This is a genomic window from Sinorhizobium sp. 6-70, assembly GCF_030124375.1.
In the GTDB taxonomy this organism is placed as follows: domain Bacteria; phylum Pseudomonadota; class Alphaproteobacteria; order Rhizobiales; family Rhizobiaceae; genus Sinorhizobium.
In genome coordinates, this window is the sequence record NZ_JASKLS010000008.1 from 39,590 (window position 1) to 63,594 (window position 24,005).

Below are 24,005 nucleotides of genomic sequence, written 5' to 3' on the forward strand. Positions count from 1 at the left end.
GGTAATATGTTCTAAAAACGGTCAAAGAGAGGCGGCCAGACGGCCACCCCTCCTTTGCATTTCGTCGAATTACTTGACGTCAACCTTGGCGCCAGCGTCTTCGAGCTTCTTCTTGAGGTCAGCAGCTTCAGCCTTGGAAACAGCTTCCTTGACAGCCTTCGGAGCGCCTTCGACGAGGTCCTTGGCTTCCTTGAGGCCGAGGCCGGTGATGGCGCGGACTTCCTTGATGACGTTGATCTTGTTCGCGCCGGCATCCGTCAGGATGACGTCGAACTCGGTCTTTTCTTCTTCAGCAGCGGCAGCAGCACCGCCGGCAGCGCCGCCAGCAGCAGCAACGGCCACCGGAGCAGCGGCAGAAACGCCCCACTTCTCTTCGAGCAGCTTGGAAAGCTCAGCAGCTTCCAGGACGGTCAGCGAGGAGAGGTCTTCAACGATCTTTGCGAGATCAGCCATTTTACTTTTCCTTTTGTTCGGTTCGAACTGGTTTTAAATACAACAGCGAAATTCCGCCTCAGGCGGCTTCGTCCTTCTTGGCATAGGCCGAGAACACGCGGGCAAGCTGGCTTGCCGGTGCTGCGACAACCGTCGCGACGCGGGTTGCCGGGGCATTGAGAAGGCCCAGCAGCTTCGCGCGCAGCTCGTCCAGCGAAGGCAGGGTCGCAAGCGACTTGACTGCTTCGGGGTTGAGCGTGGTTGTCCCCATGGCGCCGCCGAGCACAACGAGCTTGTCGTTGGTCTTGGCGAAATCCACGACGACCTTCGGAGCCGTGATCGGGTCGGCGCTGTAAGCGATCAGCGTTTGGCCCTTGAAGAGATCGGTCATCCCTTCAGACTCCGTGCCCTGAAGAGCGATCTTGGCCAGGCGGTTTTTCGCGACTTTGACGGTGCCGCCAGCAGCGCGCATCTTCGAACGGAAGTCGTTCATCTGCGCAACTGTGACACCAGCATAGTGGGCCACGACAACCGAACCGGAAGCCTTGAAGACTTCGTTCAGCTCCGTGACGAATTCGCGTTTTTCCGCTCTTTCCACTGTCTGTCTCCAGTTGACAGGGTTGCTTGAAGCAGCCCTGCCGGGTTTGCCTTTGTCACCCGGGATCATGCTCGATCCCAAGCAACGCTTAAGGATCCTGTCCCTTGGCGTTCCCGGGAGAGCCGGGTCTGACACAAGGCAAGCGAGGTTCGAACCGAATTTCGACGCCAGAAGCGTTGTTCAAAATTCAGATCTTACCCGTCTCATGCGGGCAATGGTGATTAAGGTAAAACCACCCGCAATCTCGGACAGGAGTTCCGGACTAGGTCCGGAAATTTCCGGCCCGAAAGGCCGGAAATTCGGTTTCGGGCCGAAGCCCGGAAACTATCAGGCGACGCTGAGGGTCGCGGGATCGATCTTGAGGCCCGGCCCCATGGTCGAGGAGATCGCTACGCGCTTGACGTAGTTACCCTTGGCACCGGTCGGCTTTGCCTTGATCACGGCATCGGCGAAGGCGCGGATGTTTTCTTCCAGCGCCTTGGCATCGAAGGATGCCTTGCCGACGCCGGCATGGACGATGCCAGCCTTTTCGACGCGGAACTCGACCGCACCACCCTTGGAGGCCTTGACGGCAGCCGCAACATCCATGGTGACTGTGCCAACCTTCGGGTTCGGCATCATGCCGCGCGGGCCGAGAACCTTACCGAGACGACCGACGAGCGGCATCATGTCCGGCGTGGCGATGCAGCGATCGAAATCGATCTTGCCGCCCTGGACGATCTCAACGAGGTCTTCGGCGCCGATAACGTCGGCACCGGCAGCCTTGGCCTCGTCAGCCTTGGCGCCGCGCGCGAAAACGGCGACGCGAACCGAACGACCGGTGCCGTTCGGCAGGTTGACAACGCCGCGGACCATCTGGTCGGCGTGGCGCGGATCGACGCCAAGGTTCATGGCGACTTCGATGGTCTCATCGAACTTTGCCGTCGCACGTTCCTTGACCAGCGTTACGGCTTCAACGAGGCCGTAGATCTTCGCCGGATCGATGCCCTCGCGGGACTTCTGTACACGCTTTGCAATCTTCGTCATGGTTTTAGCCCGTCACTTCCAGGCCCATGGAGCGGGCAGAGCCCTCGACCATTGCCATTGCGCCTTCAACATCGGCCGCGTTGAGGTCTTTCATCTTGGCCTCTGCGATCGTGCGGATCTGAGCCTTGGAGATCGAGCCGGCCTTGGCCTTGCCCGGGGTCTTCGAGCCCGACTGGATCTTTGCTTCGCGCTTCAGGAAGTAGCTGACCGGCGGCTGCTTCATGATGAAGGTGAAGGACTTGTCCTGGTAATAGGTAATGACGACCGGAATCGGCATACCCTTTTCCATTTCCTGCGTGGCGGCATTGAACGCCTTGCAGAATTCCATGATGTTAATGCCACGCTGACCAAGCGCAGGACCGATCGGCGGCGACGGATTTGCCGAGCCGGCCTTCACCTGCAGCTTGAGCTGGCCTGCAACTTTCTTAGCCATTTCTCTCTGCCTCTGAATGCCCCTTCACGATCAAGCCGGAAGAGGAACTGTTGAGCCGGTTACCCGGCTGTTTGCCGGCCCTTCGGCCGGCGGCTGCGGTTGCGTGGTGCGGATAAACCGACCCGGCTAAGACCGGACACCTCCCACGCGCATGCGGATCACTCCGCCGGAACAGGCCAATCGACCCGTTCCATCCTTTTAAAACCTGCGTTTTTCAGACCTTTTCGACCTGGCCATATTCCAGCTCGACAGGGGTCGCGCGACCAAAGATCGAAACCTCGACCTTCAAACGCGACCGCTCTTCATCAACATCCTGAACGATGCCGTTGAAGGAAGCGAACGGACCATCCGATACCCGGACCTGTTCGCCGATCTCGAACGAAATCGACGGCTTCGGACGATCAACGCCTTCCTGGACCTGACCAAGAATCCGCTCGGCCTCATGATCCGGAATCGGAACGGGCTTGCTGTCGGTCCCGAGGAACCCGGTGACCTTCGGCGTATTCTTGATGAGGTGATAGGCCTCATCGGTCAGATTGGCGCGAACAAGCACGTAACCCGGAAAGAACTTGCGCTCCGAGTCGACCTTGCGGCCGCGGCGAATCTCGACGACCTTTTCGGTCGGAACGAGAATCTTCTCGAAAAGGTGATCCAGACCCTTCTGCTTGGCCTTCTCCTCGATCGACTCGGCGACCTTCTTTTCGAAATTCGAATAGGCGTGAACGATATACCAGCGCGCAGCCATGCTACTCTCCACCCAATCAAGCGCCAACGTTGAGGACGAGGCTCATCAGCCAGCCCATCAACTGGTCCGCACCAAAGAAAAAGGCGGCGGCAAAAGAGACCATGACGAAGACCATCAGCGTCGAGATCATCGTCTCGCGCCGTGAAGGCCAAGTCACTTTTGACGTTTCAGAGCGAACCTGCTGCAGAAACGTGAACGGATTCGTTTTGGATGCCATAAAATGCTCACGCCATTACGGCGCGTAAAGCCGATGATTCAGCCCCACGCACCGCGTGTCTGTTTGGACCCTACATAAAGACCGATTCCGAAAACCACAAGAGCCAATCAGTCTTTTTTGTGAATATAAAAAGACGGCCGCGCCGCCCTACTCTTTTCATTCTGGCCGAATTCCGACGATGAGGCAAGAATGACGAAACTGGCAGGGGCAGAGGGGCTCGAACCCCCGACCTGCGGTTTTGGAGACCGCCGCTCTACCAACTGAGCTATACCCCTAAACCGAGACGCCGACCGGCCAAAAGGCCCGCGCGCGTCTCAAGTCTGCGGCTTCTTATTCAGTTTGCCGGACGCTTTCAAGCGCATTTGCGACAAAAGGGAAAAAAGTTCCAAGAAAATTTCGCAGACCGCCTGGGACATTGTCGACGCCGCAGACGGTCACGACGCTTCAGTTCTCCACCTCTACGTATTTTCGCCAGTCATGTTCCTCCTTGAACCCGAGGACCTCGCGAATCTTCCTGTTCGAGAGAAGGCCTTCGAACTCACCGATCTCTCTTTTGAAGGGAACATTCGGATAAAACCGCTTGGCGAGTTCACGGGAAGGCGTATCGGCTGAGACGGTGTCGTTCGCAGCGTTGAATATCGCAAAGCCGAGGCCGTCCTTCTCTACACAGAGCTTGACGATCTGGCCGAGGTCACGTGCGTCGATATAGCTCCAGGCAATCCTTTTCCGGATTTCAGGATTGGCGAAGTAGTGCGGGAAGTTCGCATATTCATGCGGCTCGATCACATTGCCAATACGCAACGCGTAGATGTCGAACCCCGAGCGCTCCGCAAAGGCGCGAGCCGTCTTCTCGTTCACCACCTTGGAAAGACCGTAGGAGTCCATCGGGTTGACGTCGTAGTCCTCCTCGAGCGGGAAATGGTGGAAATCGCGATGGCCCTCCGCAAAGCAGACGCCATAAGTCGTCTCGCTCGAGGCAACGATGATCTTGCGGATACCGAGTTTCACCGCCGCTTCGATCACGTTGTAGGTGCCCATAACGTTGACCCGGAAAGTCTCATTGTCCGGCTTGATGAGGATGCGCGGAATGGCGGCAAAGTGCACGACCGCATCGAAGGGTCGCGGCCCTTGATCGAGATCGGGAAAGTCCCGATGCATGGAGAGCGCATTGAACATCTGGCCGCTGTCGGTGATGTCGGCGACCAGGTTGGTGACACCGGGGCTGTCGAGCGGAACAAGGTCGACATTGTGCACCTCGTAACCCGCATCAACCAGATAAGGCACGGCATGCCGTCCGGCCTTGCCTGCGCCGCCGGTAAAGAGAATCCGCTTCTTCATAACTCCTCCCCGCAAAAAAATAATAGTTAGGCGCTTTGTGCCTTTGCACAAGATGGTCCACGTTGCGCAATACCCCGACACCAAGCACCACACTGTGGCCGGCGTTCGTTACCTCACCATCTCAGGCTATAGCGAATGTCGAACACACTGCGTGGCGCCAGCAGCGGATCGACGACAGCTGCGCCGAGCTGCAGATTGCCGAACTTCTGTTCGAAGCCGATGCGGCTCACGCTGTTGACACCGTCGGTGGAAAGCTCACCCTGCGCGACAACTGACGTCCGGGTCGCCGGAGACGCCAGCTTGGCCGTTTGCGTCAACCGCGGCTTGGCGCAACTGTTCTCATAGGTATTGCACTGAAGGGCAATGCTGCGGTGGACCTCGGCATCGACGGTCGGCGTAACCATCCATGTGCGCGCGGTGGCGGCGCCTACATTGCCGGCGCCACTCAAGGCGTTGAAGTCCAGGCTGAGTTGCGAGGAGCGGGTAGCCGCGCGCCCGGTCCTGCGCGAAAGCGCACCCCAGAGCCGCACCGGCGCGGCCGGCGGAGTGATCTTCCCCGACTGCGCCGCCCCCATCGAGAACTCGGCCCCTGCAGTCGTATCCCAGCGCCAGGGGAAACGCACGCCGAGCCGCAGCCTGTAGGCATTGATCCCAGTCTTTGCGGGCGCCCAGATAAGCGGGGCATCATCGGCAGCTGACGCTGTTCGCGGAGAAGGCCCGACACAAACAAACGCGATGCCGACCGCAGCGAGGCGCGTAGCAATACGTCTTTTCATTGGAATTCCGATCCTCGGTCACAACCGTTGCCATTCCGGCAAAATCGTCAGGTTCGGAAGATAATGCAGATCTGTGACGACCTTATGCTCATCGGCGACCGCGCGCATTGGATCCCGCGAGCCCTGTTGCATACATCGGCTCCGAAGCAGATGCGTTGATCACCCAAAGCAGAGAGCCCCCGCAGTTGCCTGCGGGGGCTCTCGAAATCCGGACTAGCCGGGATTACTTGATGATCGAAGCGACGACGCCGGCGCCGCGTGCAAATCGCGCTTGCGCGCCATTTGCACCTTCCCTGCTGCCGTCGGCAGCTGACAGCATCGTCTTTGCGATCATTACTTGATGATCGATGCGACGATGCCGGCGCCGACGGTGCGGCCGCCTTCGCGGATCGCGAAGCGCAGCTTTTCTTCCATCGCGATCGGCACGATCAGCTCGACGTCAACCGTCACGTTGTCGCCCGGCATCACCATTTCCGTGCCTTCCGGCAGCGTCACGATGCCGGTCACGTCCGTCGTGCGGAAGTAGAACTGCGGACGGTAGTTGGTGAAGAACGGCGTATGACGGCCACCTTCTTCCTTCGTCAGGATGTAGGCTTCCGCCTTGAACTTCGTGTGCGGCGTGACCGAACCCGGCTTGCACAGGATCTGGCCGCGCTCGACGCCGTTGCGGTCGACACCGCGCAGCAGCGCGCCGATGTTGTCGCCGGCCTGGCCCTGGTCGAGCAGCTTGCGGAACATTTCAACGCCCGTGCAGGTCGTCTTCGTCGTCGGACGGATGCCGACGATCTCGACTTCCTCACCGACCTTGATGATGCCGCGCTCGACGCGACCGGTCACAACCGTGCCGCGGCCCGAGATCGAGAACACGTCTTCGATCGGCATCAGGAACGGCAGGTCGATCGGACGCTCCGGCGTCGGGATGTAGGCGTCAACCGCTGCCATCAGCTCGCGGATCGCATCTTCGCCGATCTTCTTGTCGGAATCTTCAAGCGCGGCGAGCGCCGAGCCCTTGATGATCGGAATGTCGTCGCCCGGGAATTCGTAGGACGACAGCAGTTCGCGAACTTCGAGTTCGACGAGTTCGAGGAGCTCGGCGTCGTCAACCTGGTCGACCTTGTTCAGGAACACGACGATTGCCGGAACGCCGACCTGGCGGGCGAGCAGGATGTGCTCGCGGGTCTGCGGCATCGGGCCGTCGGCAGCCGAAACAACCAGGATCGCGCCGTCCATCTGCGCCGCGCCGGTGATCATGTTCTTGACATAGTCGGCGTGGCCGGGGCAGTCGACGTGCGCGTAGTGACGGTTCGGCGTCTCGTATTCGACGTGCGCCGTCGAAATGGTGATACCACGGGCCTTTTCTTCCGGCGCAGCGTCGATCTGGTCATACGCCTTGAACTCGCCGAAGTACTTCGTGATCGCTGCCGTCAGCGACGTCTTGCCATGGTCAACGTGGCCAATCGTGCCAATGTTAACGTGCGGCTTGTTGCGCTCAAATTTGCTCTTTGCCATGGGTACGTTTCCTGTGGTCAAATAAGATGGATCAGCCGGCCGGGCCGGTTTGTCGAGCCGTTTAAGGGTTTCGCGGGATTTGCGCAAGACTTAATTGTGTGCGCCGGGATGGTGCTGCACAGCCGTTCGGCGCCTCGGGATCGAACGACGCGCCGGATGTCAGCGCGGCGGCCCTTTAGACGCGCGAACACAAGCACAATCATCGACATGTGACGCTTACTTGAAGTGCTGCCTGAGCTGTCTTGGCGATGCTGGAATAAAGCTGGAGCGGGTAGCGGGAATCGAACCCGCGTATTCAGCTTGGAAGGCTGCTGCTCTACCATTGAGCTATACCCGCGGGCCTTCGATCCAGAAGCAGAATGGTGGAGGGAGTTGGATTTGAACCAACGTAGGCTGAGCCAACGGATTTACAGTCCGTCCCCTTTAACCACTCGGGCATCCCTCCATTATTCTGTCGGGATCAATCGACCAAGCATTTGAGATCGTAAAGGAAGCGGCGACGTTTGCTGCCGCCTCGCGATCTGCGCCGGGTATATGACCGCCCTCCTCCGTCCTGTCAACACGGCGAAACGCAAAATTTCAGAATTTCTCCACAGCGGTGCAGGCGAAGATTGCCGAAAGCGTTTCCAACGGCGATCGAACGTCACTATAAGACGCACATGAGCAAGGACAAGAGCGGCGACAAGAGCGCCAAGGACACCCATTATGCCAATCTCCGGCGCGCCCACCGCGACGCCCGGCGCGAGCGTGGCGAGATCCCCACGCCCAGGCAGGACAAGCGCAAGAAGATGCCTGCCGATTGGAAGCCTCCGGCGCTGGCACCCGAGCAGGTGCTTCTTTATGGTCTGCATACGGTTCGCGCCGCCCTCGACAATCCGGAACGGAAAATCGTTCGTCTCTCGGTAACCCAGAACGCGGCTGCCCGGCTGGAACTCGGCGACCTGTCTGCGCTTCCCTTCCCGACCGAGGTGGTAACGCCGCAGGATCTGGACAGGATTCTCGGCCCGGACGCCATCCACCAGGGCGTGATGCTCGAAACGCGGCCGTTGCCGCACCGCAGACTCGAAGCGCTGCGCGACTGCCCGCTGATTCTAGTGCTCGACCAGGTGACCGATCCCCACAATGTCGGCGCAATCATGCGCTCCGCGGTCGCCTTCGATGCCGGCGCACTCATCACCACGATGCGCCACAGCCCGACCGAGTCGGGTGTCCTGGCAAAATCCGCTTCCGGCGCGCTGGAACTGATCCCTTACATCCAGATCACCAACCTCGCCGATGCGATAGACGAACTGCACAAGCTCGGCTTTCTGACGATCGGTCTCGATTCGGAAGGCCCGGAACCGCTAGAAGGTACCTTCGCCGGCGACAGGATTGCCCTCGTATTGGGGTCGGAGGGCAAGGGATTGCGGCAGAAGACGCGTCAGACGGTAAGCGCGCTTGCCCGGCTCGACATGCCGGGAGCAATCAAATCGCTGAACGTCTCGAACGCTGCGGCGATTGCCATGTATGCGGCCAGACAATTCTTGAAGATTTAGGCGCCCGGGCTTCAATCAAATTCAATCAAGGCGCATGTCCGCCGTTCCGATCTGAGCGGTCGGGCATCCGTCCCGCAATTTCTTCCAGGTGCTCACGTTGAGGTTCATTTCGCAGCGCGCCAGATAGGAAATGCCGCCTACCCTGATGCAGGCGGTTTGCCCAAGCTCGTATTTCGATCCGTCACGATTGCGGCAGGTACAGCGCGCGTCGGGCGGGGCCGCAAGAACGCTTCCGGCGGCCAAGATCGCCGCCAGCGACAGCGTTGCAACCGGCATCGCGCACAGATGTTTCATGGGCGGATATTAGCGCGAAATGACGGCCAATAAAAACGGAGAATGCCGGCTGCTTTCACAGCCGGCATTCTCCGCAACGAACCGATATTTCACGGTCCAGATGAATGTCTTAGCTCGCCAGGCGAAGGACGTTGCCGGCCGTGATTACTTTTTCGGCCTCGGCAATCGCGAACTGCTTCGAATCGTCACCGAGATTGAGGCCCTCGGCCCGCACGAATTCCACGTCGGTGATGCCGAAGAAGCCGAAAACCGTCCTCAGGTAGCTCTCCTGATGGTCCATGGCTGCGGCCGGGCCAGCGGAATAATGTCCGCCGCGCGTCGAGGCGATGATGAGCTTCTTGCCCTTTGCGAGCCCTTCCGGGCCAGCTTCAGTGTAGCGGAAGGTCTTGCCGGCGACGGCGAGGCGATCGATCCAGGCCTTGAGTTGGCTCGGAATGGAGAAGTTGTACATGGGCGCACCGATGACGACCGTGTCGGCGGCCAGGAATTCTTCCAGCATGCGGCGACCGCTCTGAACGTCGGCGGCGAGAACCGGCTCCACGCCACCAAGATCGGCCGGGGCCATGATCTGCGAACCGGTGAGGTGCTGAACACCGTTGGCGACCAGGTCGCGATAGGTGATCTCGGCATCCGGCCGGTCGGCCTTGATCTGCGAGACGATCGCCGCCGTCAGGCGACGGGAAACCGAATGTTCTCCGAGAATGCCGGAGTCGATGTGAAGGACTTTCATGGGAGGCACCTTTATGTTGCGTTGCGGTGTCCCTCATATGATCGGAAAACAATCGCAGGATAAGTGCGCAGATATTTGACATTCTGTTTCCTGATAGAAACAATCCATGGGTAAGAAGGCCTCCGGAGACAGGAATGCAGGACCTTAATGACATCGCTCTTTTCGCGGCCGTCGTAAGAAACAACGGCTTCAGCGCTGCAGCGCGAGACCTCAACATCCCAAAATCGAAGCTCAGCAAGCATGTCGCGCGCCTGGAAGAACAACTTGGCGTCCGTCTGCTCGAGCGCTCGACGCGCAAGCTGCGCATGACCGAAATCGGGACCGTCTTCTACGAGCATTGCCAGGGATTGCTGGACGGCGTCGAAGCGGCCGAGGCCGAAATCGCGGCAGTGCGCGCCGAACCGACAGGGATCGTCCGGCTCGGCTGTCCGTTTGGCTTCACGCCGATGCTGGCTGACATCCTGCCGGGCTTTCATCGCCGATATCCCGGCGTTCGCTTGCTGATCACGACGACCAACAGGCGCCTCGATCTGGTCGAAGAGCGAATCGATGTCGCTCTGCGGGCTCGCGAACAGCTTGACACCGACAATCAATTGATCGTGCGCCAGTTCGGCACCGTGCGCCAGCGGCTTGCAGCAAGCCCGACGCTTCTCGCCCGTCTCAACGGCATCACCATCGACAATCTTGCCCAGATGCCGACGCTTTCGACGAACGAGCAACATACCAACGACACCTGGCGGCTGTTCCATGCCGACGGAACAGCAACCGAAATAGCCCACCGGCCGATCATCGGCTGCAGCGATTTCCTCATTCTTGAGCGCGCCGCGATCGAGGGCATGGGAATAGCGCTGTTGCCGGACCATATCTGCGAACGCGCCTTCCGCACGGGCGTCCTCGCTCCGGTCCTGCCGGAATGGACATCCGGCGATGTCATGGTCCACCTCGTCTTCCCGTCCCGGCGCGGCCTGCTCCCCGCAACGCGCGCCCTGATCGACTATCTCGCCGAGAACCTGTTCACTGCCATGGCGCGCTGCGTCGAATTCGACCCGAGACCGGCGGCATTGTTCGACATCTGATCAGAAGCTGAATGAGGGGGGAATGCAGCTAAGCCGTTGAAAAATGGTGCCCCCAGAGAGACTCGAACTCCCGACCTACTGATTACAAATCAGTCTCAAATCGTTTATTTTCAAGAACTTAATTTATTACAATGCACTGATTTTATTACCTATTTTAGAACCCTATAGTTTCCTTTGAAATGGTATGTTAAAGGTATGGCTCGCGAAAATCTCGCGAAAAAAATCGGCCAATCAGTAGGTTTCGCACCCATGAAAAAACTCAACGCGGCAGCTCTCGATACGCTTCCGGAGGGCGTCCACAAAGATCACATCGTTCCGGGCTTGTCGCTGCGCGTCGGCAAGAAGCGGCGCACCTGGACGCTGCGTTATGTCGGCGCGGGCGGCAAACAGGAAACCGACACCATCGGCCACTACGTCCCGAACGCGCCGGAAGGATCGACGAGCATGGGGCTTGGCACCGCCCGCGAGAAGGCGCGGGAAATCCTCAACCGCGTCGAGGCGGGCGTGCCCGTCACGGACGAAACGCCGCCGCATCCGAAACAGGGTGGCATCACGTTCGAGGACGCGCTCGACAAGTACGAAAAGATGCGCCGCAAGAAAGGTGGCCGGGGCCTGAAAACGCTCGACGAGGCGCTGCGCACCATCCGCAGGAACTTCGCCGATTACCTCAAGCTGCCGTTGCGCGATCTGACGAAAGCCGATGTCCGGAAGGTGCGCGACAAGGTGGCAAAGAACGCGCCGCAGATGAGCGACCGCATGCTTGCCTATCTGTCGACGCCGATGGACTGGTTTGCCAAAGAAGACATGATCTCGGTGAACTTCATCCCGGCGATCACCCGCGCGGGGCCGGGACTCGTCAAAAGGAAACATGTGCTCGACGACGCCGAACTGCTGGCAATCTGGAACGCTTGCCTGAAAATGGAAAGCGCCGAGGGCAAGGCCTACGGCAGACTCGTCCGGTTTCTCATGGTGGTTCCGGCGCGTATTTCCGAAGCCGCCGCGATCAAGCACGGCACGATCATCGATGGCCGCTGGCGACAGACCGAGGAGGACAACAAGAGCGCGCGTGAGCATCTGCTCAAGCTGCCGCAACTGGCGCTCGATCAGCTTGGAACCGGCAAGGCTGGCGAGTTCGCCTTTCCCGGCAAGAAGGGCGAGCTTGGCGGGATCTCGAAGTTCAAGGTGGAACTGGACGAGCTTTGCGGCGTCACCGGCTGGCGTCATCACGATCTCAGACGAACGATCACGACGACGTTGCAAGACATGACGGACGCGGATGACATGCCGCTGTTTCACCGTGACGTCATTTCCGCGTGCATGAACCACGCCATCGAAGGGGCGGACGGACACTACCTGCACGGCACGATGGCCAAGGCCAAGGCCAAGGCGCTGGCGGTATGGGCCGACAAGCTCGACGGCATACTCAAGGCAAAGGCGAAAAAAGCCTGAAATATTAATTTGCAGATCTGGAGATTTACTAACGCATCCTGTTGTTTTCCTGACAGGAAAAGCTATATCTTCAGATCTGCATATTTGTTTACTTATCATATTGTTATTTTTTTGTTGAAATCCTCCTAAAGCGTTTCAAAATATACCGGCGCGGCAAAATCCGGAGGGTTTTTCATGTCAAGGTATTTTCCCGGTATTGTGAAAGTCCGCAAGAAACACGTCATCGCTTCGGGCATCGTTGGCAGCACGTGGGATCTCAACCGGCTGATCCGGGAAGGGATCATCCGTCCGCCGTACAAGAACGGCAACTGCATGCAGTCGCGGGTTTACTGGTGGGCCGACGAACTCGACGAGGACATCGACCGTATGCGCGCGCAAGAGGCGGCAGAGTGAAAACATGAAACGCCGCCGGTTTTAGGGGACCGACGGCGCAACCGTTGATAACCAAGAAGGCTTCAGGGAAACCATGATCATCCCCTCAAATCTAAACCTTCCCGGCCTTTCGGCCAAGAGCGCAAGCTGACATGGCGGGCGGGCTTCGCTCCCGCCACGCTTCCCGGACAAACGCGCCCGACCAGCTTGCCTCAAAGGCAAACCGCCTCGTCCCGATCCGACAGGAGGACGGATGATGCGCGAGTGGCACGAAGCAATCCGGATTTCCAACGGAACGATTGAAGCCAGCTGCACCCGCGACCGGTATTTCGAAGATCCAGACGGCGGTTTCGGCACGCGTCCGGCACCGCCGGCACCGGACTGGCGCGTCTGGTATTGGTGGTTCGAGAAATACACGGTTTTCGGGCGGATCGTCCTCGACGACGAGGAGCGGTGATGATGGATCACGCCGCGCTTCAATCGATGCTCGCAAACCGCATGCAAGCCGATGTCGCCTGTCCGGAGTGCGGGCCGAACCGCCGCGATCCTTCCAACCGCAAACGCCGCGTGATGCGCCTCTGGCAGCTCGATCACGGCATTTCCTATTGCTGCGCCCGCTGCGGTGTTTCCGGCTTTGCCGTCGCAAATTCCGCGTCAACGCGACATTTGGAACCAGCCGAACGCGCCGCCATCGATCGCAAGTTCGCCGAGGCAAGGCGGCGCGACGAGGAGTCCCGGCGGCGCAAACAGGCGCTTGCCGCGGCGCTGTGGCGGCAATCGATCGATGCGCGCCACACCTGGGCGGAAAGCTACCTGCGCCTTCGCGGCATCGAGCTTCCCGACGAAGACTATGTCAGACGCCGCACCTTCCGTTTCCATCCGCATTGCCCGCGCCCGGATCTGCCCGCCGGACCGGCGATGCTCGTCGCCTTCGAACCGATCCTGACGGAGATCCCGGACGACCCGTTCCTCGATCCGCCGGTTACGGCGATCCATCGCATATGGGGACGCGGGCACCGCAAGGCGATGCTCGGACCGACCGGCGGATGTGCCGTCAAGATCACACCGGACGAGCGCGTCTTGGGCAGTCTGGCGATCTGTGAAGGCGTCGAAACCGGCCTCAAACTTTTCGAGCGCGGCACAAGCGTTTGGGCGCTCGGCTCGGCGGGCGCGATCGAAGCCTTTCCTGTTCTCGAACGCGTCAGGCAATTGACCGTCTTCGCGGACAACGACGCATCCGGGCGCGGGCTTGAGGCGGCGAAGCGCTGCGCCGCGCGATGGGCCGAGGCTGGCAGACGCGTAGTGATTTTCATGCGATGTGAGGAAGGCCGCGACTATGGCGAAGCATGACGATCCGCGGGAACCGGACGAGATCAAACCGGACAGCGACGGCAACATCGTCCATATCTACAAGCCGAAGGCGAAAATCGACGGGGCGGCGCTGCTCGACGATATCGCCGCCTTCCTCGCCCGCTTCGTCGTCTATCCCGACGAGCATGCACTCGTCGCGCATACGCTCTGGATCGCGCATTGCTGGTTCATGGATTGTTGGGAGTCGACGCCGCGCATCGCCTTCATTTCACCGGAGGCGGGAAGCGGCAAGACGCGCTCGCTCGAACTGACCGCGCCGATGGTGCCGAACCCGCTGCAAGCGGCGACCGTCACACCCGCTTATCTGTTCCGCAAGATCGGCAGCGAGGATCGACCGACGCTGCTTTACGATGAAATCGACACCGTTTTCGGACCGAGGGTGAAGAAGGACAACGAGGAGATCCGAGCGCTGCTCAATGCCGGGCATCGGCGCGGGGCTGTTTCCGGGCGATGCGCGCTCAAGGGAAAGAAGATCATCACCGAGGAGTTTCCCGCCTATTGCGCCGTTGCGTTGGCTGGCCTCGGCCATTTGCCGGAAACCCTCCTTACGCGCTCTGTCATCATCCCGATGCGCAAGCGCGCCGCGGACGAAACGATAGAACCCTATCGCTGCCGCTTCCATGAACCGCAAGCCAGGGCGCTCGGCGAGCGGCTGGAACAATGGGCGAAGGAAATCATGGCGGAAATGGAAGGCTATATCCCGGAGATGCCGGGTAGCGTTTTCGACCGCAACGCGGACGTATGGGAAGCGCTACTTGCCGTCGCCGACAAGGCTGGAAAGGACTGGCCGGACAGGGCGCGAGGTAGCGCGGTAGCGCTGGTAGCGGCTTCTAAGGATAAAGCGCGCAGTTTGGGCGTTCAGCTTCTGTCAGATATCCGGGACGTCTTCGGAGAGACGACCGAGAAGATCGCGACGAAGCGACTCATCGAGAGGTTGTGTGACGACTTCCCCGAGTCGCCATGGAGCGACTTGAAGGGAAAACCATTAACTGCCAATAAGTTAGCTGCAATGTTGAAGATGTACGGGATCGCTTCCCGTAACGTCAGGCTGGACGCTTCTGACGCTCAGACTTACGAAGCTGACTATAGTTCAACTAGTAGTAGCAACAGTAGCGTACTAAAGGGGTATCGGAAGGAGGACTTCCATGATGCTTGGAAGCGCTACCTGTCATAGCGCGCCTTTCTCTAAGAAGCCGCTACCGCCGCTACCGCCGCTTACTCGAACGGCACCGCCCGAGCCGCTGATTGGGCGATGAAGGAGGAAGGGAAATGGACGACGCGAACATGTACCAGCGAATGCTCGATGACTTCCATGTGAAGCTGGGCTGGAACTTCCTTGGCCAGATCGGCCGAGACTGGCTTCCTTTCGACGAGCGAGACAAGGAACAGCTGGCCGCCGATCATGCGGCTTTCGTCGGCAGGTACTTCAAGTTCCTCGGCGCGCCTCAGGACGTGAACGAGCGCATCGAACGGCTCATGCGCGAACGGTTACTTACCCATGCCGACATACCGTTCTGACGGCGAACGAAGGAGGAAACGACGATGACGGAATTGCATGATCGGTTGGTCAGCGACATCGATGATGCCGTACGGTCGGCCTTGATGCTTGCCCAAGGCAAGCGCAAGTCTGCCTGAGGACACGGGGGCCATGGCCGGGGGGACGGTTTCGGAATCCTCGGCCACCTGGTCGAAACCGGCGGCCCCCAGTCGCGCGCGATTTCGGGAAATGAAAATTCAGCCCTTTGTCTATACAAAATTGCGATATTCAGCCCTGCTACAACCCACCGCTGAACTGGCGCGACCCCGCCGGGACTGCCGCGAAACCGCTCGCTAACCAACAATATCGGTGCCACTACCGTTTGCACTCAGGCGTGATAGTCACTCTACCACAAGCTGAAAATACTGAAGCCGAGGAGGCACGTTCCTGATCGAATTTATAAAGTCCCCATGGGGAGCACTTGCGGTCATCGGCCTCCTGCACGTGATTAATAGCATCGGGTATTCCTATCAGGGCCGCGGCAAGCCATTTCGGTTCAAGCACGGAACAATAATGGCCAGCGCGCTCACCGTCTGCTTCCTCATAGCAGTTTTCCTCCACCAGCCGTATTTGGGGGTTGCCGTGCTAGGTGCCTTGATCGCATGGGGAGGGAAAGTGGAGTTCTTCGGGGCCCCTGCGCATATCGAAGGCATGGAGTATGATCCGCACGTGATCACGAAAATCGGCCTTGCGACGATGGTATTCTTCCTGTTCGTTGCCGGAGGAAGCTTCATTTGGGAAGCTTTGTAGTAACTCTCCCAGTTGGCACCGCGATTGCACTGCCACTGCGGCATCAAGCCTGGACCGGTAGTAAGATCGTTCCGCGACCGCCTCGGCAACTACCAAGTTGCTTGTGAGATGGCATATCGGAGTACCACAAGGCTGAAACAGTTTTGCTTTTATCCGGGTAGGTCAACCTAGCTGCCTTTTTCTCCGTTCCAGCTTCGGCATAATCAATCGCGTCGCGAGAGACGGCTTCCTTTCGCCAGCGGTAGCGAGTGCTAGAGCGTCGAGCGCCCATTGGGCCAGTGACCAGAGCCAGAACCCAAGAAAGGCCGCGACTACCCGCCCTACGTGCGGGATCTGACAAGGCACGGCAAGGCAAGGCTGGCAAGGTTAGGCGAGGCGAAAGCAGCGCGACGGTTCAGCAAGGCTAGATTGCCATCCATATGGACGAAGGCCCCGGCATCCAACTCCGGGGCCTTTTGCTTGCCCCCATTGCCAAATCATTTCGCTTCCGAAACAATCATGTTATGATCCGCTTGCCGTGGAAGACGCTGATCGGCCAGCAAGAGACGATACCGCCTCCCACCGTTCCTTCCCGGCAGGAGGTTTTTTATGGCTACCAGCCTCGCCGAACTCGAAACCCGCCTCGTCGATCTCAAGCAGCTTTGCGTCGGCATTTCCCGCCAGCTGCGCAAGCGCGACCGGACGCCGGGCGGGCCAAGCGGCGACGCCTTCGTCGCGATGGCGGCGGCGGCGATCTTCGGCCACCTGAAACGCCACGATCTCGCCGCGACGTGGCAGACGAAGGCGGCAGTTGCGCCAGCGAACACGACAACGCCGGGATGGGCGGCGGAACTGGTGTCGAGCGTCACCGCCGATTTCGTCGTGTCGCTCGGCTCGAACATCTTCGCCTTTCCGTCCATCGCCTTGCGCAGCCACAGCTTCCCCTTGAGCGGAAACATGCGCGCCGTTCTCGCGGGAAGCGCCCTCGCCTCGTTCGTCGCCGAAGGCGAAGCAATTGGCGTCGCGGTCGGCGAGGTTAGCGCCGCGTCGCTTCGGCCTTACTCGATCAAGGTTCTTTCGACGTTCAGCGAAGAACTCGCCGAACGAAGCGCGCCGAGTGTCGAGGCGTTGCTGCGCAAAATCCTCGGCGATGCGGTCGGGGCTTGCCTCGACGGAACTTTTCTCGGCGATCAAGCGGCAACGGTAAGAGCACCGGCTGGCGTCCTCTATAATTTGATGCCGGTTGCGCCAGGTGCATCCTTCGCCGAGGACGTCCGGAATCTGACCGCGGCGCTTGGCAGTCCCGCCGATCCAATCTTCATCGTTTCTCCGGCGCGGCGCGTGGGCCTTGCGGCGTCGGGCAGCCTTCTCGGCTTCGACAGTCTGGTCTTGAGCAGTTCGAGCGTTCCGGACGACAGGATCATCGGGCTCGACCGCGACGGCCTCATTATCGGTTTCGGCGGCCAGCCGACGTTCAAGGTTTCGCGCGAGGCAACATTGGTTGAACAAACGCAGGATGCGGTCGGGGCGGTGGTGGCGACCGCGCCGACGCGCTCGCTCTGGCAGACGGACGCGGCGTCGCTGAAATGCAGCCTTCCGGTTTCGTGGTACGTCCGGCAAGGCGCGAGCACTTTCACTGAACCGCTGGCATGGTGAAGGAGGATCGCGGTGGCAGAGCAGGGAACATACCGCACGGACGGCGAAACCTTCGATGAGCGCCGTCTTCGACTGGAACTTGAGGCCGCGCGGCGGAAACTCGCGCGTAAGGTGGCAAATGCGACGCCAGCGTCGCATATCGAACCAGCCGAGGCAGTGCATCGCGCCGTCAGCGCACGCGTCATGCGCAAGTTCGGCGAGTATGTCGGCCAGAAGTTCGGCAAGGAACGCGACAGTTTGCGCGAGGAGATGCGCGAGGAACTGCAGCAGCTGCGCAAAGTCAGCCGCGAGCATCGCGACATGCTCGAACGCTCGATCGATGACAAGATCCGCGCCCGCGTCGTGACGCTCGAACGCGAGGTGGAAGCGACGAAGCAACAGCTTGAGGAACTTCGCCAGCTGCTCCGCGAGCGCAAGGGATTGAGGGCGATATGAAGGCTGGACATCAATTGGCAGGAACAACCGCAGGGCTTCCTATGAGCCTGCAATACAACGACATTCCTATCGATCAGGCGCTGGCCGCGCTGGCAGTTCAGTTGCAGGAGCTGGCGGCGAGGATCTATCCGATATCAGACATCGATTGCACAATTTCGTGCGATCTCCAGTCGGGCAAAGCGTGCCTGAGATTTCGCGCCTGTTCGTAGCGGCGGCATGCACGCCGACGACCAACGTCATCACTGGGTGATCCGACGCTTTTGGAGCGCCGTGGGAGCTTACATCAGTTGGGGATAGCCAAGGAGTCGGCGGAGCGTGGGCGTTAGGCTCGAACTGATAAGCGTGCTCAGTTCTTAACGATAACCGCCGTGAGTAGTCGTTGAATTGCTACTACGGCCCGATATCTAGTTACCGCAACGAGCGATTAATGGCCTAACTCGAAAAAGTCCGAAGCCAAGTAACGCAGATATTGGTCGTGTTCGACCAATATCCGTGCAAGGTCGCTATAGGTAACACCGTCATCACGGCAACGGATTTCCGTCTCGGTCAGCCATATAGCATACGTTTGGACTGGCGTTTCGCCACTGAGGCCCTTACGCAGATCCTCATCGAAATGCTTTATGCGATTGTTCAATATCCGTAGCTTTTCATAGTCAGGATCATTGTATATTCGCGCATCCGCATTCTGATCTAAGGCGACGTGAATGTTGTGAAGGCAAAGGGCCGATATGTGGCAGTGAAGTATGCAGGTCTCGAAGTGCGATATGGCCTTTGTTAAGCTGTGAAGCTGGTTATGCTCTGGGAGGGCCGCGAGATAAGCGTGAACACCCTCTCTTGCACTGAGATACGCCCGATTTGAGGTCACGTGATGGCTCATTGCAGCGCCAATGGTGGCTAAATGAGCAATTCGCTTGAAACGCTTCGCTCCAAGCTCATGATTAAAAGCAAAGGAGAGACGCTGATCTACTGCAGCAGGGATCTCGGGTACAATCGCTGACTGCAATTCAGAGATGTAGGGGGCGAAATAGGTATCAAGAATTTTTGATGAAAACTGCATGGGTCGGCCTTCATATTTCTGATCCCTTAAGGGCCCTAACTTTCCTCTTTAGCTTCGGGTGCGCCCCTTACCTTTCTCGATTCCCGAAGAGTAGAGACCGCCTTTTCCACCAGAAGTCCTTTCTGCTCGACGACGAACGACGCCAGTTTCTCCCTGACCTCCGGGAATGCCTCGATGAAAGCCTTGATTGCGGGGCTATCCAGAAGTGCTTCCATAGGAGAATTGTGGTCTCGCTCAGAGATGAAGCGGCTCGGGGCTTCGTCAAGACGAGTTAAAGCCGACCCAAATAGACGTTTCGCGAACTCCACATCGAGGTTCACAGCTTCCTTCCGATAGCCTTCGTAGGCTTTTGAGATCGATGCCTTGAAGGCATAGTCCTCGGACAGCTTGAAGCTTTGGCCGATGTTTCTGGTCGCAAGCCAAGCCAACCAGACTGGACCGCCCACGCCAACAATGGCCACCAAGATGTTTAGAATGATCAATGAGGTTGGGGTGCTTTGGGTCAAAAGACCTTTAATGCTGTCGAGGCGACTAGATCCGATGACTACCGCACTAACTAGTGCCACGGCGAGAATTGCGACCCAGACCCATGCTGTCTTGCTCAGGGTTTTTGAGCGTTGGTCGAACGCGGCGGCGAGGCCGGCGGAAGTAGTGATCCTATAGTTTTCATTACACTTTTGTACGAGTGTGGCCGTCTCCGCGTGAAACCGTTCAATTTCTGTTGTGGCTTTGCCTACCAAGCCCAAGTTACGTTCAATCTCGCCAGCATTTTTTGTGGCCTCTGACAACAGCAGTCGAAGCTCCGAATTGCTTCGACGTAGCTCCTCCATATCCGTTGGAAGGCGATCTGCCGCATCGTGAGCTGCCTCAATAGCCTCGATTTTTGCCTGGACAGTTTCGGCTCTTGGCTCAAGGGCTTTAAGCCGCCCTTCCATGCTGGTGATACGTCTGGATAATTCTCGGGGGATATATGATTGAGATTTCACCTTGTCCCAATTCACATCGGCGGGCCGGGTCGGGAGGTTTAGTGAACAGAGTGTGAGAAAGTCGAAGGTCGACTTAGATACCTGGTTGGGATCGCTGCTAAAGTTGGCGAATGTAATCTGCTTGGCTTGGGATGCCATCTGCTCCCAGTAGTCGGGATTAAGATCTTCTCCTTGCTTTCTAATTCGAGTGGCGATGTCTTTTGCCAAAAGTGCCGCATCCTCTGGTGTAAGAGCGATGTGCGGCCAACCTTGCACCTCTAGGAAGGTCTTGTCCTTGGGAACGACAGCGCACCATACTTTTTCAATGCGCGCGGCGAGTTCATCGAAGCACTTGGCGGATTCATTTAGCGTCGTCATCTCGGTTCCCCAACCTGCAATGCCATGGGAAACCTCTAGCAGCCTCGTTCGCCCAAAGCACCTCAACGCTAGGTGGTGCGAACCAGAATCATTTGGATTTCTGTGGACAAGTTTAATTGGGTGAGGATGTCGCTACACGTTATCTGGGATTAGGAACTGCCTTGGACACCCTCAGCACGGCCCGGATGCAGCTCATTTTGTCTCCCGGCATCGCGCCTGATAGACGCGCTCGATCCGTTCGAAGCATTGGTGCGAGGGCTGGCGGATCTCGCCGTTGCCGCCGCGCCAGCAGGTGGAGCGCCCGACGCCGCTTTCCCGGCTGATCTCGCCATAGCTCATGCCGTTGCGGCGCAAGGCCTCGATCATTGCCTCGAACCGTTCGGCGGGTGTCGACTGGCGCATAACCACGCCAATATGCCACCTTTTTGTGGAGAAGTTCGCGAAAAAACTCGCGAAAAAATACACTTGAAAACCAACCGTTTCGCTTCCGGTTTTCTATCGTATTGATTTTGTGAGGCGTTTTGGTGCCCCCAGAGAGACTCGAACTCCCGACCTACTGATTACAAATCAGCCGCTCTACCAACTGAGCTATAAGGGCACTTTCCGCGCTGGGAGTTATCATATTCTGAATCCGTGTAAAGCAAAAATGCGACTTCTCCCAATTTTTCGGGTGCGTTCGCGGCAAGGCCGTGCCAGAAAATGGGGTTAGCAATACAACCGCCCTGCCCTTCAAGACGACGGACTGAGTTTCATGGCCCGCAAGTTCAACACACTCGCCTTCCTCGCCTCTCCGGCAGAAGAGGCGCAAAAGGCGGCCAAGGATCTCAAGGCCATTTATGGCAACCACGAAGCGGAAGAAGCCGACGTGATCGTCGCGCTCGGCGGTGACGGCTTCATGCTGCATACGCTGCACAAGACGATGAACACCGGTAAGCTCGTCTACGGCATGAACCGTGGCTCGGTCGGCTTTCTGATGAACCGCTACAGCACGGAAGACCTGCATCGGCGCATCGAAAGGGCTGTCGAGAATGCCTTTCACCCCCTGGAGATGCAGACGACCGACGTCAACGGCAATATCTTCACGGCATTGGCGATCAACGAAGTCTACCTGTTCCGCCAATCCTACCAGGCCGCCAAACTGAAGGTCATCATCGACGGTAAAACGAGGCTTGAGGAACTGACCTGCGACGGCCTTCTCCTGGCGACGCCGGCGGGCTCGACGGCTTACAACCTGTCCGCGCACGGACCGATCCTGCCGCTGGAAGCGCCGCTGCTGGCGCTGACACCCGTCAGCCCGTTCCGCCCGCGGCGCTGGCGCGGCGCGCTGCTGCCCAATCACGTCACCGTCGAGATCGAGATCCTCGAGGCGGACAAGCGCCCGGTCAACGCGGTCGCCGATCACCAGGAGGTAAAGTCGGTCGTCAAGGTTCGGATTGCCGAATCGGAAAAACTGACCGCCCGCATCCTCTCCGACCCGGATCATTCCTGGTCCGACCGCATTCTGGCCGAGCAATTCTCCAATTGAAATCACACGTTGCCCAATTGAAATCACACGTTGCAAGACGGATGTGATATGGTCCAAAACGGTAGCCGCTGGTCCCCCGCTGATCAGGCATTTCTGGAGGATGCGTCGACCGATGTATAAGACCCTGCTTCTCGCGCTTTACCTCGCCCTTCCCGCAAGCAACTTGCGGGCGCAGGAATCCGCCATCCTTCCCTCGAACATTACCTTCGTGACCAGCACCGGTTATTGGGAAGAAAGCGGTGCCGCGCTTTCGCAGGATGGTGAGGAGGAGAATACCGGTGGCGCTCCCTCCGGTTCGCAGGGAAGCTCGGGCGGGAAGCGTGGCTATTACAAGCTCATTGCCGTTCGCCAGAGCGACGGCACCGCTCAGGTGCATCTTCAGCAAATTGCCTCGACACCCGCCGGCCCCGAAGTGGTTTCGTCGGCGGAGCTGGAAGAATTCACCGCATTGAAACCCTATGTCACCGACATTCGGCCGGAAACATCGACCGGCATCACCCCGCAACCGGGGATGTTCGCAACCGTCTATCTGAAGACGGACCCTTCGGCCAAGGAACCGGAGTCCTGGACAGTGGTGATCGACGACGTCGGTGACATCAAGATTGAGCGTGCAACAAACTGACACCGCCATGATAAAGAAGGCCGGGCGCAAGCACCCGGCCTCCAATGATCCAGTCTCCTGGAATTGCTTTAGTTCAGGTCGTCGACAACGGCATCCGCACCGCCCTGCACACGGTGGGCCAGAGCCGCCTCCATGAAGTCGTTCAATTCGCCGTCGAGCACATCGCCGGGGCTCGTGCTCTCGACGCCGGTCCGCAAGTCCTTCACCAACTGGTAGGGCTGCAGAACATAGGAACGGATCTGGTGACCCCAGCCGATCTCGGTCTTGGAGGCCGCCTCGGCATTTGCCGCTTCCTCGCGCTTCTTGAGCTCGGCCTCGTAAAGCCGCGCGCGCAGCATGTCCCAGGCCTTGGCCCGGTTCTTGTGCTGCGAGCGCTCCTGCTGGCACTGCACCACGATACCGCTCGGCATGTGCGTGATGCGCACGGCGGAATCGGTCGTGTTGACGTGCTGGCCACCGGCACCCGAGGAACGGTATGTATCGATCCGGCAGTCGCCTTCGTTGATATCGATCTGAATCGAATCGTCGACGACCGGGTAGACCCAGATGGATGAGAACGACGTATGCCGCCGGGCATTGCTGTCGTAGGGCGAGATACGGACAAGCCGGTGCACGCCCGACTCCGTCTTCAGCCAGCCATAGGCATTGTGGCCCTTGACGAGGAGCGTGGCGGACTTGATGCCGGCCTCTTCCCCGTCCTGGATTTCCATGAGTTCCACCTTATAGCCTTGGCGCTCGGCCCAGCGGGTGTACATGCGCAGCAACATGTTCGCCCAGTCCTGGCTTTCCGTGCCGCCGGCGCCCGAATGGACTTCGAGATAGGTGTCGTTCTGATCCGCCTCGCCGGAAAGCATGGCCTCGACCTGCTTCTTCGCGGCCTCGTTGCGCAGTTCTCTCAGCGCTTCCTCGGCGTCCGCAACGATGGCTGCGTCGCCTTCTTCCTCGCCGAGTTCGATCAGCTCGATATTGTCGTTAAGCTGCTGCTCGAACCGGCGCAGACCGTTTATGCCGTCGTCGAGTTGTTGGCGCTCGCGCATCAGCTTCTGCGCCTCGGCGGCATCGTTCCAGAGCGACGGATCCTCCGCCTTGTTGTTCAACCAGTCCAGTCGTCTTACCGCCTGATCCCAGTCAAAGATGCCTCCTCAGCAGGCTTATGGCCTGCTTGATTTCGTCGACAATATTCTCGATTTCGCTTCGCAT

General features: G+C 58.9%; 29 protein-coding genes and 4 tRNA genes. 14 read left to right on the top strand and 19 right to left on the bottom strand.

Annotated elements, in window-relative coordinates; translation table 11 throughout:
• Positions 1–69: 69 nt before the first annotated feature.
• The 12 genes from rplL to QN222_RS16730 form a co-directional block, all read right to left on the bottom strand.
• Positions 70–453: a 50S ribosomal protein L7/L12 gene (rplL, locus tag QN222_RS16675; protein WP_012707747.1), complete on the bottom strand. Its 384-nt coding sequence runs from the start codon at positions 451–453 to the stop codon at positions 70–72.
• Between the two features lie 58 nt (positions 454–511).
• Positions 512–1,030, bottom strand: a complete 519-nt coding sequence (rplJ, locus tag QN222_RS16680) for a 50S ribosomal protein L10 (RefSeq protein ID WP_136504343.1) — start codon at positions 1,028–1,030, stop codon at positions 512–514.
• Between the two features lie 327 nt (positions 1,031–1,357).
• A complete protein-coding gene (rplA, locus tag QN222_RS16685) occupies positions 1,358–2,056 on the bottom strand; it encodes a 50S ribosomal protein L1 (RefSeq protein WP_180940837.1) in 699 nt (232 codons plus the stop codon).
• A 4-nt stretch (positions 2,057–2,060) separates the two neighbouring features.
• A complete protein-coding gene (rplK, locus tag QN222_RS16690) occupies positions 2,061–2,489 on the bottom strand; it encodes a 50S ribosomal protein L11 (RefSeq protein WP_283963208.1) in 429 nt (142 codons plus the stop codon).
• A gap of 214 nt (positions 2,490–2,703) precedes the next feature.
• Positions 2,704–3,234 carry a transcription termination/antitermination protein NusG gene (gene nusG / locus QN222_RS16695; protein WP_283963209.1) on the bottom strand — a complete coding sequence of 177 codons (531 nt, stop codon included), beginning with the start codon at positions 3,232–3,234 and terminating at the stop codon, positions 2,704–2,706.
• A 16-nt stretch (positions 3,235–3,250) separates the two neighbouring features.
• Entirely contained in the window at positions 3,251–3,451 is a 201-nt protein-coding gene (gene secE / locus QN222_RS16700) for a preprotein translocase subunit SecE (RefSeq protein ID WP_136504339.1), read from the bottom strand.
• 199 nt (positions 3,452–3,650) lie between these two features.
• Positions 3,651–3,726: transfer RNA gene (locus QN222_RS16705), tRNA-Trp, on the bottom strand.
• Positions 3,727–3,895: 169 nt separating this feature from the next.
• Positions 3,896–4,789, bottom strand: a complete 894-nt coding sequence (locus QN222_RS16710; RefSeq protein ID WP_283963210.1) for an NAD(P)-dependent oxidoreductase — start codon at positions 4,787–4,789, stop codon at positions 3,896–3,898.
• Positions 4,790–4,902: 113 nt separating this feature from the next.
• On the bottom strand, positions 4,903–5,565 hold the full coding sequence (locus QN222_RS16715) for a hypothetical protein (protein ID WP_283963211.1): 663 nt from the start codon (positions 5,563–5,565) through the stop codon (positions 4,903–4,905).
• 333 nt (positions 5,566–5,898) lie between these two features.
• Positions 5,899–7,074, bottom strand: coding sequence for an elongation factor Tu (gene tuf, locus QN222_RS16720; protein WP_153442062.1), 1,176 nt, complete (start codon positions 7,072–7,074; stop codon positions 5,899–5,901).
• Between the two features lie 263 nt (positions 7,075–7,337).
• Positions 7,338–7,411: transfer RNA gene (locus QN222_RS16725), tRNA-Gly, on the bottom strand.
• 23 nt (positions 7,412–7,434) lie between these two features.
• Positions 7,435–7,519: transfer RNA gene (locus QN222_RS16730), tRNA-Tyr, on the bottom strand.
• A gap of 214 nt (positions 7,520–7,733) precedes the next feature.
• Between QN222_RS16730 and QN222_RS16735 the strand changes: the two genes are divergently transcribed.
• Positions 7,734–8,609: an RNA methyltransferase gene (locus tag QN222_RS16735; protein ID WP_283963426.1), complete on the top strand. Its 876-nt coding sequence runs from the start codon at positions 7,734–7,736 to the stop codon at positions 8,607–8,609.
• A gap of 21 nt (positions 8,610–8,630) precedes the next feature.
• On the opposite strand, the gene QN222_RS16740 is transcribed toward QN222_RS16735, so the two are convergent.
• Entirely contained in the window at positions 8,631–8,903 is a 273-nt protein-coding gene (locus tag QN222_RS16740; RefSeq protein WP_283963425.1) for a hypothetical protein, read from the bottom strand.
• Positions 8,904–9,012: 109 nt separating this feature from the next.
• Entirely contained in the window at positions 9,013–9,633 is a 621-nt protein-coding gene (locus QN222_RS16745) for an FMN-dependent NADH-azoreductase (protein WP_283963424.1), read from the bottom strand.
• Between the two features lie 134 nt (positions 9,634–9,767).
• On the opposite strand from QN222_RS16745, the gene QN222_RS16750 reads away from it, so the two are divergent.
• From QN222_RS16750 to QN222_RS16800, 11 genes are all read left to right on the top strand, one after another.
• Positions 9,768–10,709 (top strand): LysR family transcriptional regulator, encoded by a 942-nt coding sequence (locus tag QN222_RS16750; RefSeq protein ID WP_283963423.1) that lies wholly within the window; start codon positions 9,768–9,770, stop codon positions 10,707–10,709.
• Between the two features lie 249 nt (positions 10,710–10,958).
• Complete coding sequence (locus QN222_RS16755) at positions 10,959–12,158, top strand: integrase family protein (RefSeq protein WP_283963422.1); 1,200 nt, start codon at positions 10,959–10,961, stop codon at positions 12,156–12,158.
• Positions 12,159–12,332: 174 nt separating this feature from the next.
• Complete coding sequence (locus QN222_RS16760) at positions 12,333–12,551, top strand: hypothetical protein (protein ID WP_283963421.1); 219 nt, start codon at positions 12,333–12,335, stop codon at positions 12,549–12,551.
• 235 nt (positions 12,552–12,786) lie between these two features.
• Positions 12,787–12,987: a hypothetical protein gene (locus QN222_RS16765; RefSeq protein ID WP_283963420.1), complete on the top strand. Its 201-nt coding sequence runs from the start codon at positions 12,787–12,789 to the stop codon at positions 12,985–12,987.
• Positions 12,987–13,880 (top strand): toprim domain-containing protein, encoded by an 894-nt coding sequence (locus QN222_RS16770; RefSeq protein ID WP_283963419.1) that lies wholly within the window; start codon positions 12,987–12,989, stop codon positions 13,878–13,880. The genes QN222_RS16765 and QN222_RS16770 overlap by 1 nt, the downstream gene beginning before the upstream one ends.
• The gene (locus QN222_RS16775) at positions 13,867–15,075 is read left to right on the top strand and encodes a DUF3631 domain-containing protein (RefSeq protein ID WP_283963418.1); all 1,209 of its coding nucleotides are present in this window, start codon (positions 13,867–13,869) and stop codon (positions 15,073–15,075) included. The genes QN222_RS16770 and QN222_RS16775 overlap by 14 nt, the downstream gene beginning before the upstream one ends.
• A gap of 95 nt (positions 15,076–15,170) precedes the next feature.
• Positions 15,171–15,419, top strand: coding sequence for a hypothetical protein (locus QN222_RS16780; protein WP_283963417.1), 249 nt, complete (start codon positions 15,171–15,173; stop codon positions 15,417–15,419).
• A gap of 532 nt (positions 15,420–15,951) precedes the next feature.
• Positions 15,952–16,188, top strand: a complete 237-nt coding sequence (locus tag QN222_RS16785) for a hypothetical protein (protein ID WP_283963416.1) — start codon at positions 15,952–15,954, stop codon at positions 16,186–16,188.
• A 588-nt stretch (positions 16,189–16,776) separates the two neighbouring features.
• On the top strand, positions 16,777–17,823 hold the full coding sequence (locus QN222_RS16790; RefSeq protein ID WP_283963415.1) for a hypothetical protein: 1,047 nt from the start codon (positions 16,777–16,779) through the stop codon (positions 17,821–17,823).
• 12 nt (positions 17,824–17,835) lie between these two features.
• Positions 17,836–18,258 (top strand): hypothetical protein, encoded by a 423-nt coding sequence (locus QN222_RS16795; protein ID WP_283963414.1) that lies wholly within the window; start codon positions 17,836–17,838, stop codon positions 18,256–18,258.
• On the top strand, positions 18,255–18,467 hold the full coding sequence (locus QN222_RS16800; RefSeq protein WP_283963413.1) for a hypothetical protein: 213 nt from the start codon (positions 18,255–18,257) through the stop codon (positions 18,465–18,467). The genes QN222_RS16795 and QN222_RS16800 overlap by 4 nt, the downstream gene beginning before the upstream one ends.
• Before the next feature lie 215 nt (positions 18,468–18,682).
• Here the strand turns inward: QN222_RS16800 and QN222_RS16805 are convergent, their stop codons facing one another.
• The 4 genes from QN222_RS16805 to QN222_RS16820 all read right to left on the bottom strand — a co-directional run bounded on the left by QN222_RS16805 (position 18,683) and on the right by QN222_RS16820 (position 21,256).
• Positions 18,683–19,315, bottom strand: coding sequence for a hypothetical protein (locus QN222_RS16805; protein ID WP_283963412.1), 633 nt, complete (start codon positions 19,313–19,315; stop codon positions 18,683–18,685).
• Positions 19,316–19,350: 35 nt separating this feature from the next.
• Positions 19,351–20,658, bottom strand: a complete 1,308-nt coding sequence (locus QN222_RS16810; protein ID WP_283963411.1) for a hypothetical protein — start codon at positions 20,656–20,658, stop codon at positions 19,351–19,353.
• Between the two features lie 192 nt (positions 20,659–20,850).
• The gene (locus QN222_RS16815; protein ID WP_283963410.1) at positions 20,851–21,060 is read right to left on the bottom strand and encodes an XRE family transcriptional regulator; all 210 of its coding nucleotides are present in this window, start codon (positions 21,058–21,060) and stop codon (positions 20,851–20,853) included.
• 120 nt (positions 21,061–21,180) lie between these two features.
• Positions 21,181–21,256 (bottom strand) — tRNA-Thr (locus QN222_RS16820).
• Between the two features lie 153 nt (positions 21,257–21,409).
• On the opposite strand from QN222_RS16820, the gene QN222_RS16825 reads away from it, so the two are divergent.
• Both QN222_RS16825 and QN222_RS16830 read left to right on the top strand, forming a co-directional pair.
• Positions 21,410–22,183: an NAD kinase gene (locus QN222_RS16825; RefSeq protein WP_283963409.1), complete on the top strand. Its 774-nt coding sequence runs from the start codon at positions 21,410–21,412 to the stop codon at positions 22,181–22,183.
• 112 nt (positions 22,184–22,295) lie between these two features.
• Complete coding sequence (locus QN222_RS16830) at positions 22,296–22,805, top strand: hypothetical protein (protein ID WP_283963408.1); 510 nt, start codon at positions 22,296–22,298, stop codon at positions 22,803–22,805.
• Between the two features lie 68 nt (positions 22,806–22,873).
• Here QN222_RS16830 and prfB read toward each other — a convergent pair.
• Positions 22,874–24,005 (bottom strand): peptide chain release factor 2 gene (prfB, locus tag QN222_RS16835; RefSeq protein WP_283963407.1). Its coding sequence is split into 2 segments (ribosomal slippage): positions 22,874–23,935 and positions 23,937–24,005, totalling 1,131 coding nucleotides; the frame shifts between segments, so codons are not numbered across the junction.

What these genes read in the sequence shown, in the direction of transcription:
- rplL (WP_012707747.1), bottom strand. Translation starts at nt 453, where the DNA reads ATGGCTGATCTCGCAAAGATCGTTGAAGACCTCTCCTCGCTGACCGTC.
- rplA (WP_180940837.1), bottom strand. Translation starts at nt 2,056, where the DNA reads ATGACGAAGATTGCAAAGCGTGTACAGAAGTCCCGCGAGGGCATCGAT.
- rplK (WP_283963208.1), bottom strand. Translation starts at nt 2,489, where the DNA reads ATGGCTAAGAAAGTTGCAGGCCAGCTCAAGCTGCAGGTGAAGGCCGGC.
- nusG (WP_283963209.1), bottom strand. Translation starts at nt 3,234, where the DNA reads ATGGCTGCGCGCTGGTATATCGTTCACGCCTATTCGAATTTCGAAAAG.
- secE (WP_136504339.1), bottom strand. Translation starts at nt 3,451, where the DNA reads ATGGCATCCAAAACGAATCCGTTCACGTTTCTGCAGCAGGTTCGCTCT.
- QN222_RS16710 (WP_283963210.1), bottom strand. Translation starts at nt 4,789, where the DNA reads ATGAAGAAGCGGATTCTCTTTACCGGCGGCGCAGGCAAGGCCGGACGG.
- QN222_RS16715 (WP_283963211.1), bottom strand. Translation starts at nt 5,565, where the DNA reads ATGAAAAGACGTATTGCTACGCGCCTCGCTGCGGTCGGCATCGCGTTT.
- tuf (WP_153442062.1), bottom strand. Translation starts at nt 7,074, where the DNA reads ATGGCAAAGAGCAAATTTGAGCGCAACAAGCCGCACGTTAACATTGGC.
- QN222_RS16735 (WP_283963426.1), top strand. Translation starts at nt 7,734, where the DNA reads ATGAGCAAGGACAAGAGCGGCGACAAGAGCGCCAAGGACACCCATTAT.
- QN222_RS16740 (WP_283963425.1), bottom strand. Translation starts at nt 8,903, where the DNA reads ATGAAACATCTGTGCGCGATGCCGGTTGCAACGCTGTCGCTGGCGGCG.
- QN222_RS16745 (WP_283963424.1), bottom strand. Translation starts at nt 9,633, where the DNA reads ATGAAAGTCCTTCACATCGACTCCGGCATTCTCGGAGAACATTCGGTT.
- QN222_RS16750 (WP_283963423.1), top strand. Translation starts at nt 9,768, where the DNA reads ATGCAGGACCTTAATGACATCGCTCTTTTCGCGGCCGTCGTAAGAAAC.
- QN222_RS16755 (WP_283963422.1), top strand. Translation starts at nt 10,959, where the DNA reads ATGAAAAAACTCAACGCGGCAGCTCTCGATACGCTTCCGGAGGGCGTC.
- QN222_RS16760 (WP_283963421.1), top strand. Translation starts at nt 12,333, where the DNA reads ATGTCAAGGTATTTTCCCGGTATTGTGAAAGTCCGCAAGAAACACGTC.
- QN222_RS16765 (WP_283963420.1), top strand. Translation starts at nt 12,787, where the DNA reads ATGCGCGAGTGGCACGAAGCAATCCGGATTTCCAACGGAACGATTGAA.
- QN222_RS16770 (WP_283963419.1), top strand. Translation starts at nt 12,987, where the DNA reads ATGATGGATCACGCCGCGCTTCAATCGATGCTCGCAAACCGCATGCAA.
- QN222_RS16775 (WP_283963418.1), top strand. Translation starts at nt 13,867, where the DNA reads ATGGCGAAGCATGACGATCCGCGGGAACCGGACGAGATCAAACCGGAC.
- QN222_RS16780 (WP_283963417.1), top strand. Translation starts at nt 15,171, where the DNA reads ATGGACGACGCGAACATGTACCAGCGAATGCTCGATGACTTCCATGTG.
- QN222_RS16785 (WP_283963416.1), top strand. Translation starts at nt 15,952, where the DNA reads ATGGCCAGCGCGCTCACCGTCTGCTTCCTCATAGCAGTTTTCCTCCAC.
- QN222_RS16790 (WP_283963415.1), top strand. Translation starts at nt 16,777, where the DNA reads ATGGCTACCAGCCTCGCCGAACTCGAAACCCGCCTCGTCGATCTCAAG.
- QN222_RS16800 (WP_283963413.1), top strand. Translation starts at nt 18,255, where the DNA reads ATGAAGGCTGGACATCAATTGGCAGGAACAACCGCAGGGCTTCCTATG.
- QN222_RS16805 (WP_283963412.1), bottom strand. Translation starts at nt 19,315, where the DNA reads ATGCAGTTTTCATCAAAAATTCTTGATACCTATTTCGCCCCCTACATC.
- QN222_RS16810 (WP_283963411.1), bottom strand. Translation starts at nt 20,658, where the DNA reads ATGACGACGCTAAATGAATCCGCCAAGTGCTTCGATGAACTCGCCGCG.
- QN222_RS16815 (WP_283963410.1), bottom strand. Translation starts at nt 21,060, where the DNA reads ATGCGCCAGTCGACACCCGCCGAACGGTTCGAGGCAATGATCGAGGCC.
- QN222_RS16825 (WP_283963409.1), top strand. Translation starts at nt 21,410, where the DNA reads ATGGCCCGCAAGTTCAACACACTCGCCTTCCTCGCCTCTCCGGCAGAA.
- QN222_RS16830 (WP_283963408.1), top strand. Translation starts at nt 22,296, where the DNA reads ATGTATAAGACCCTGCTTCTCGCGCTTTACCTCGCCCTTCCCGCAAGC.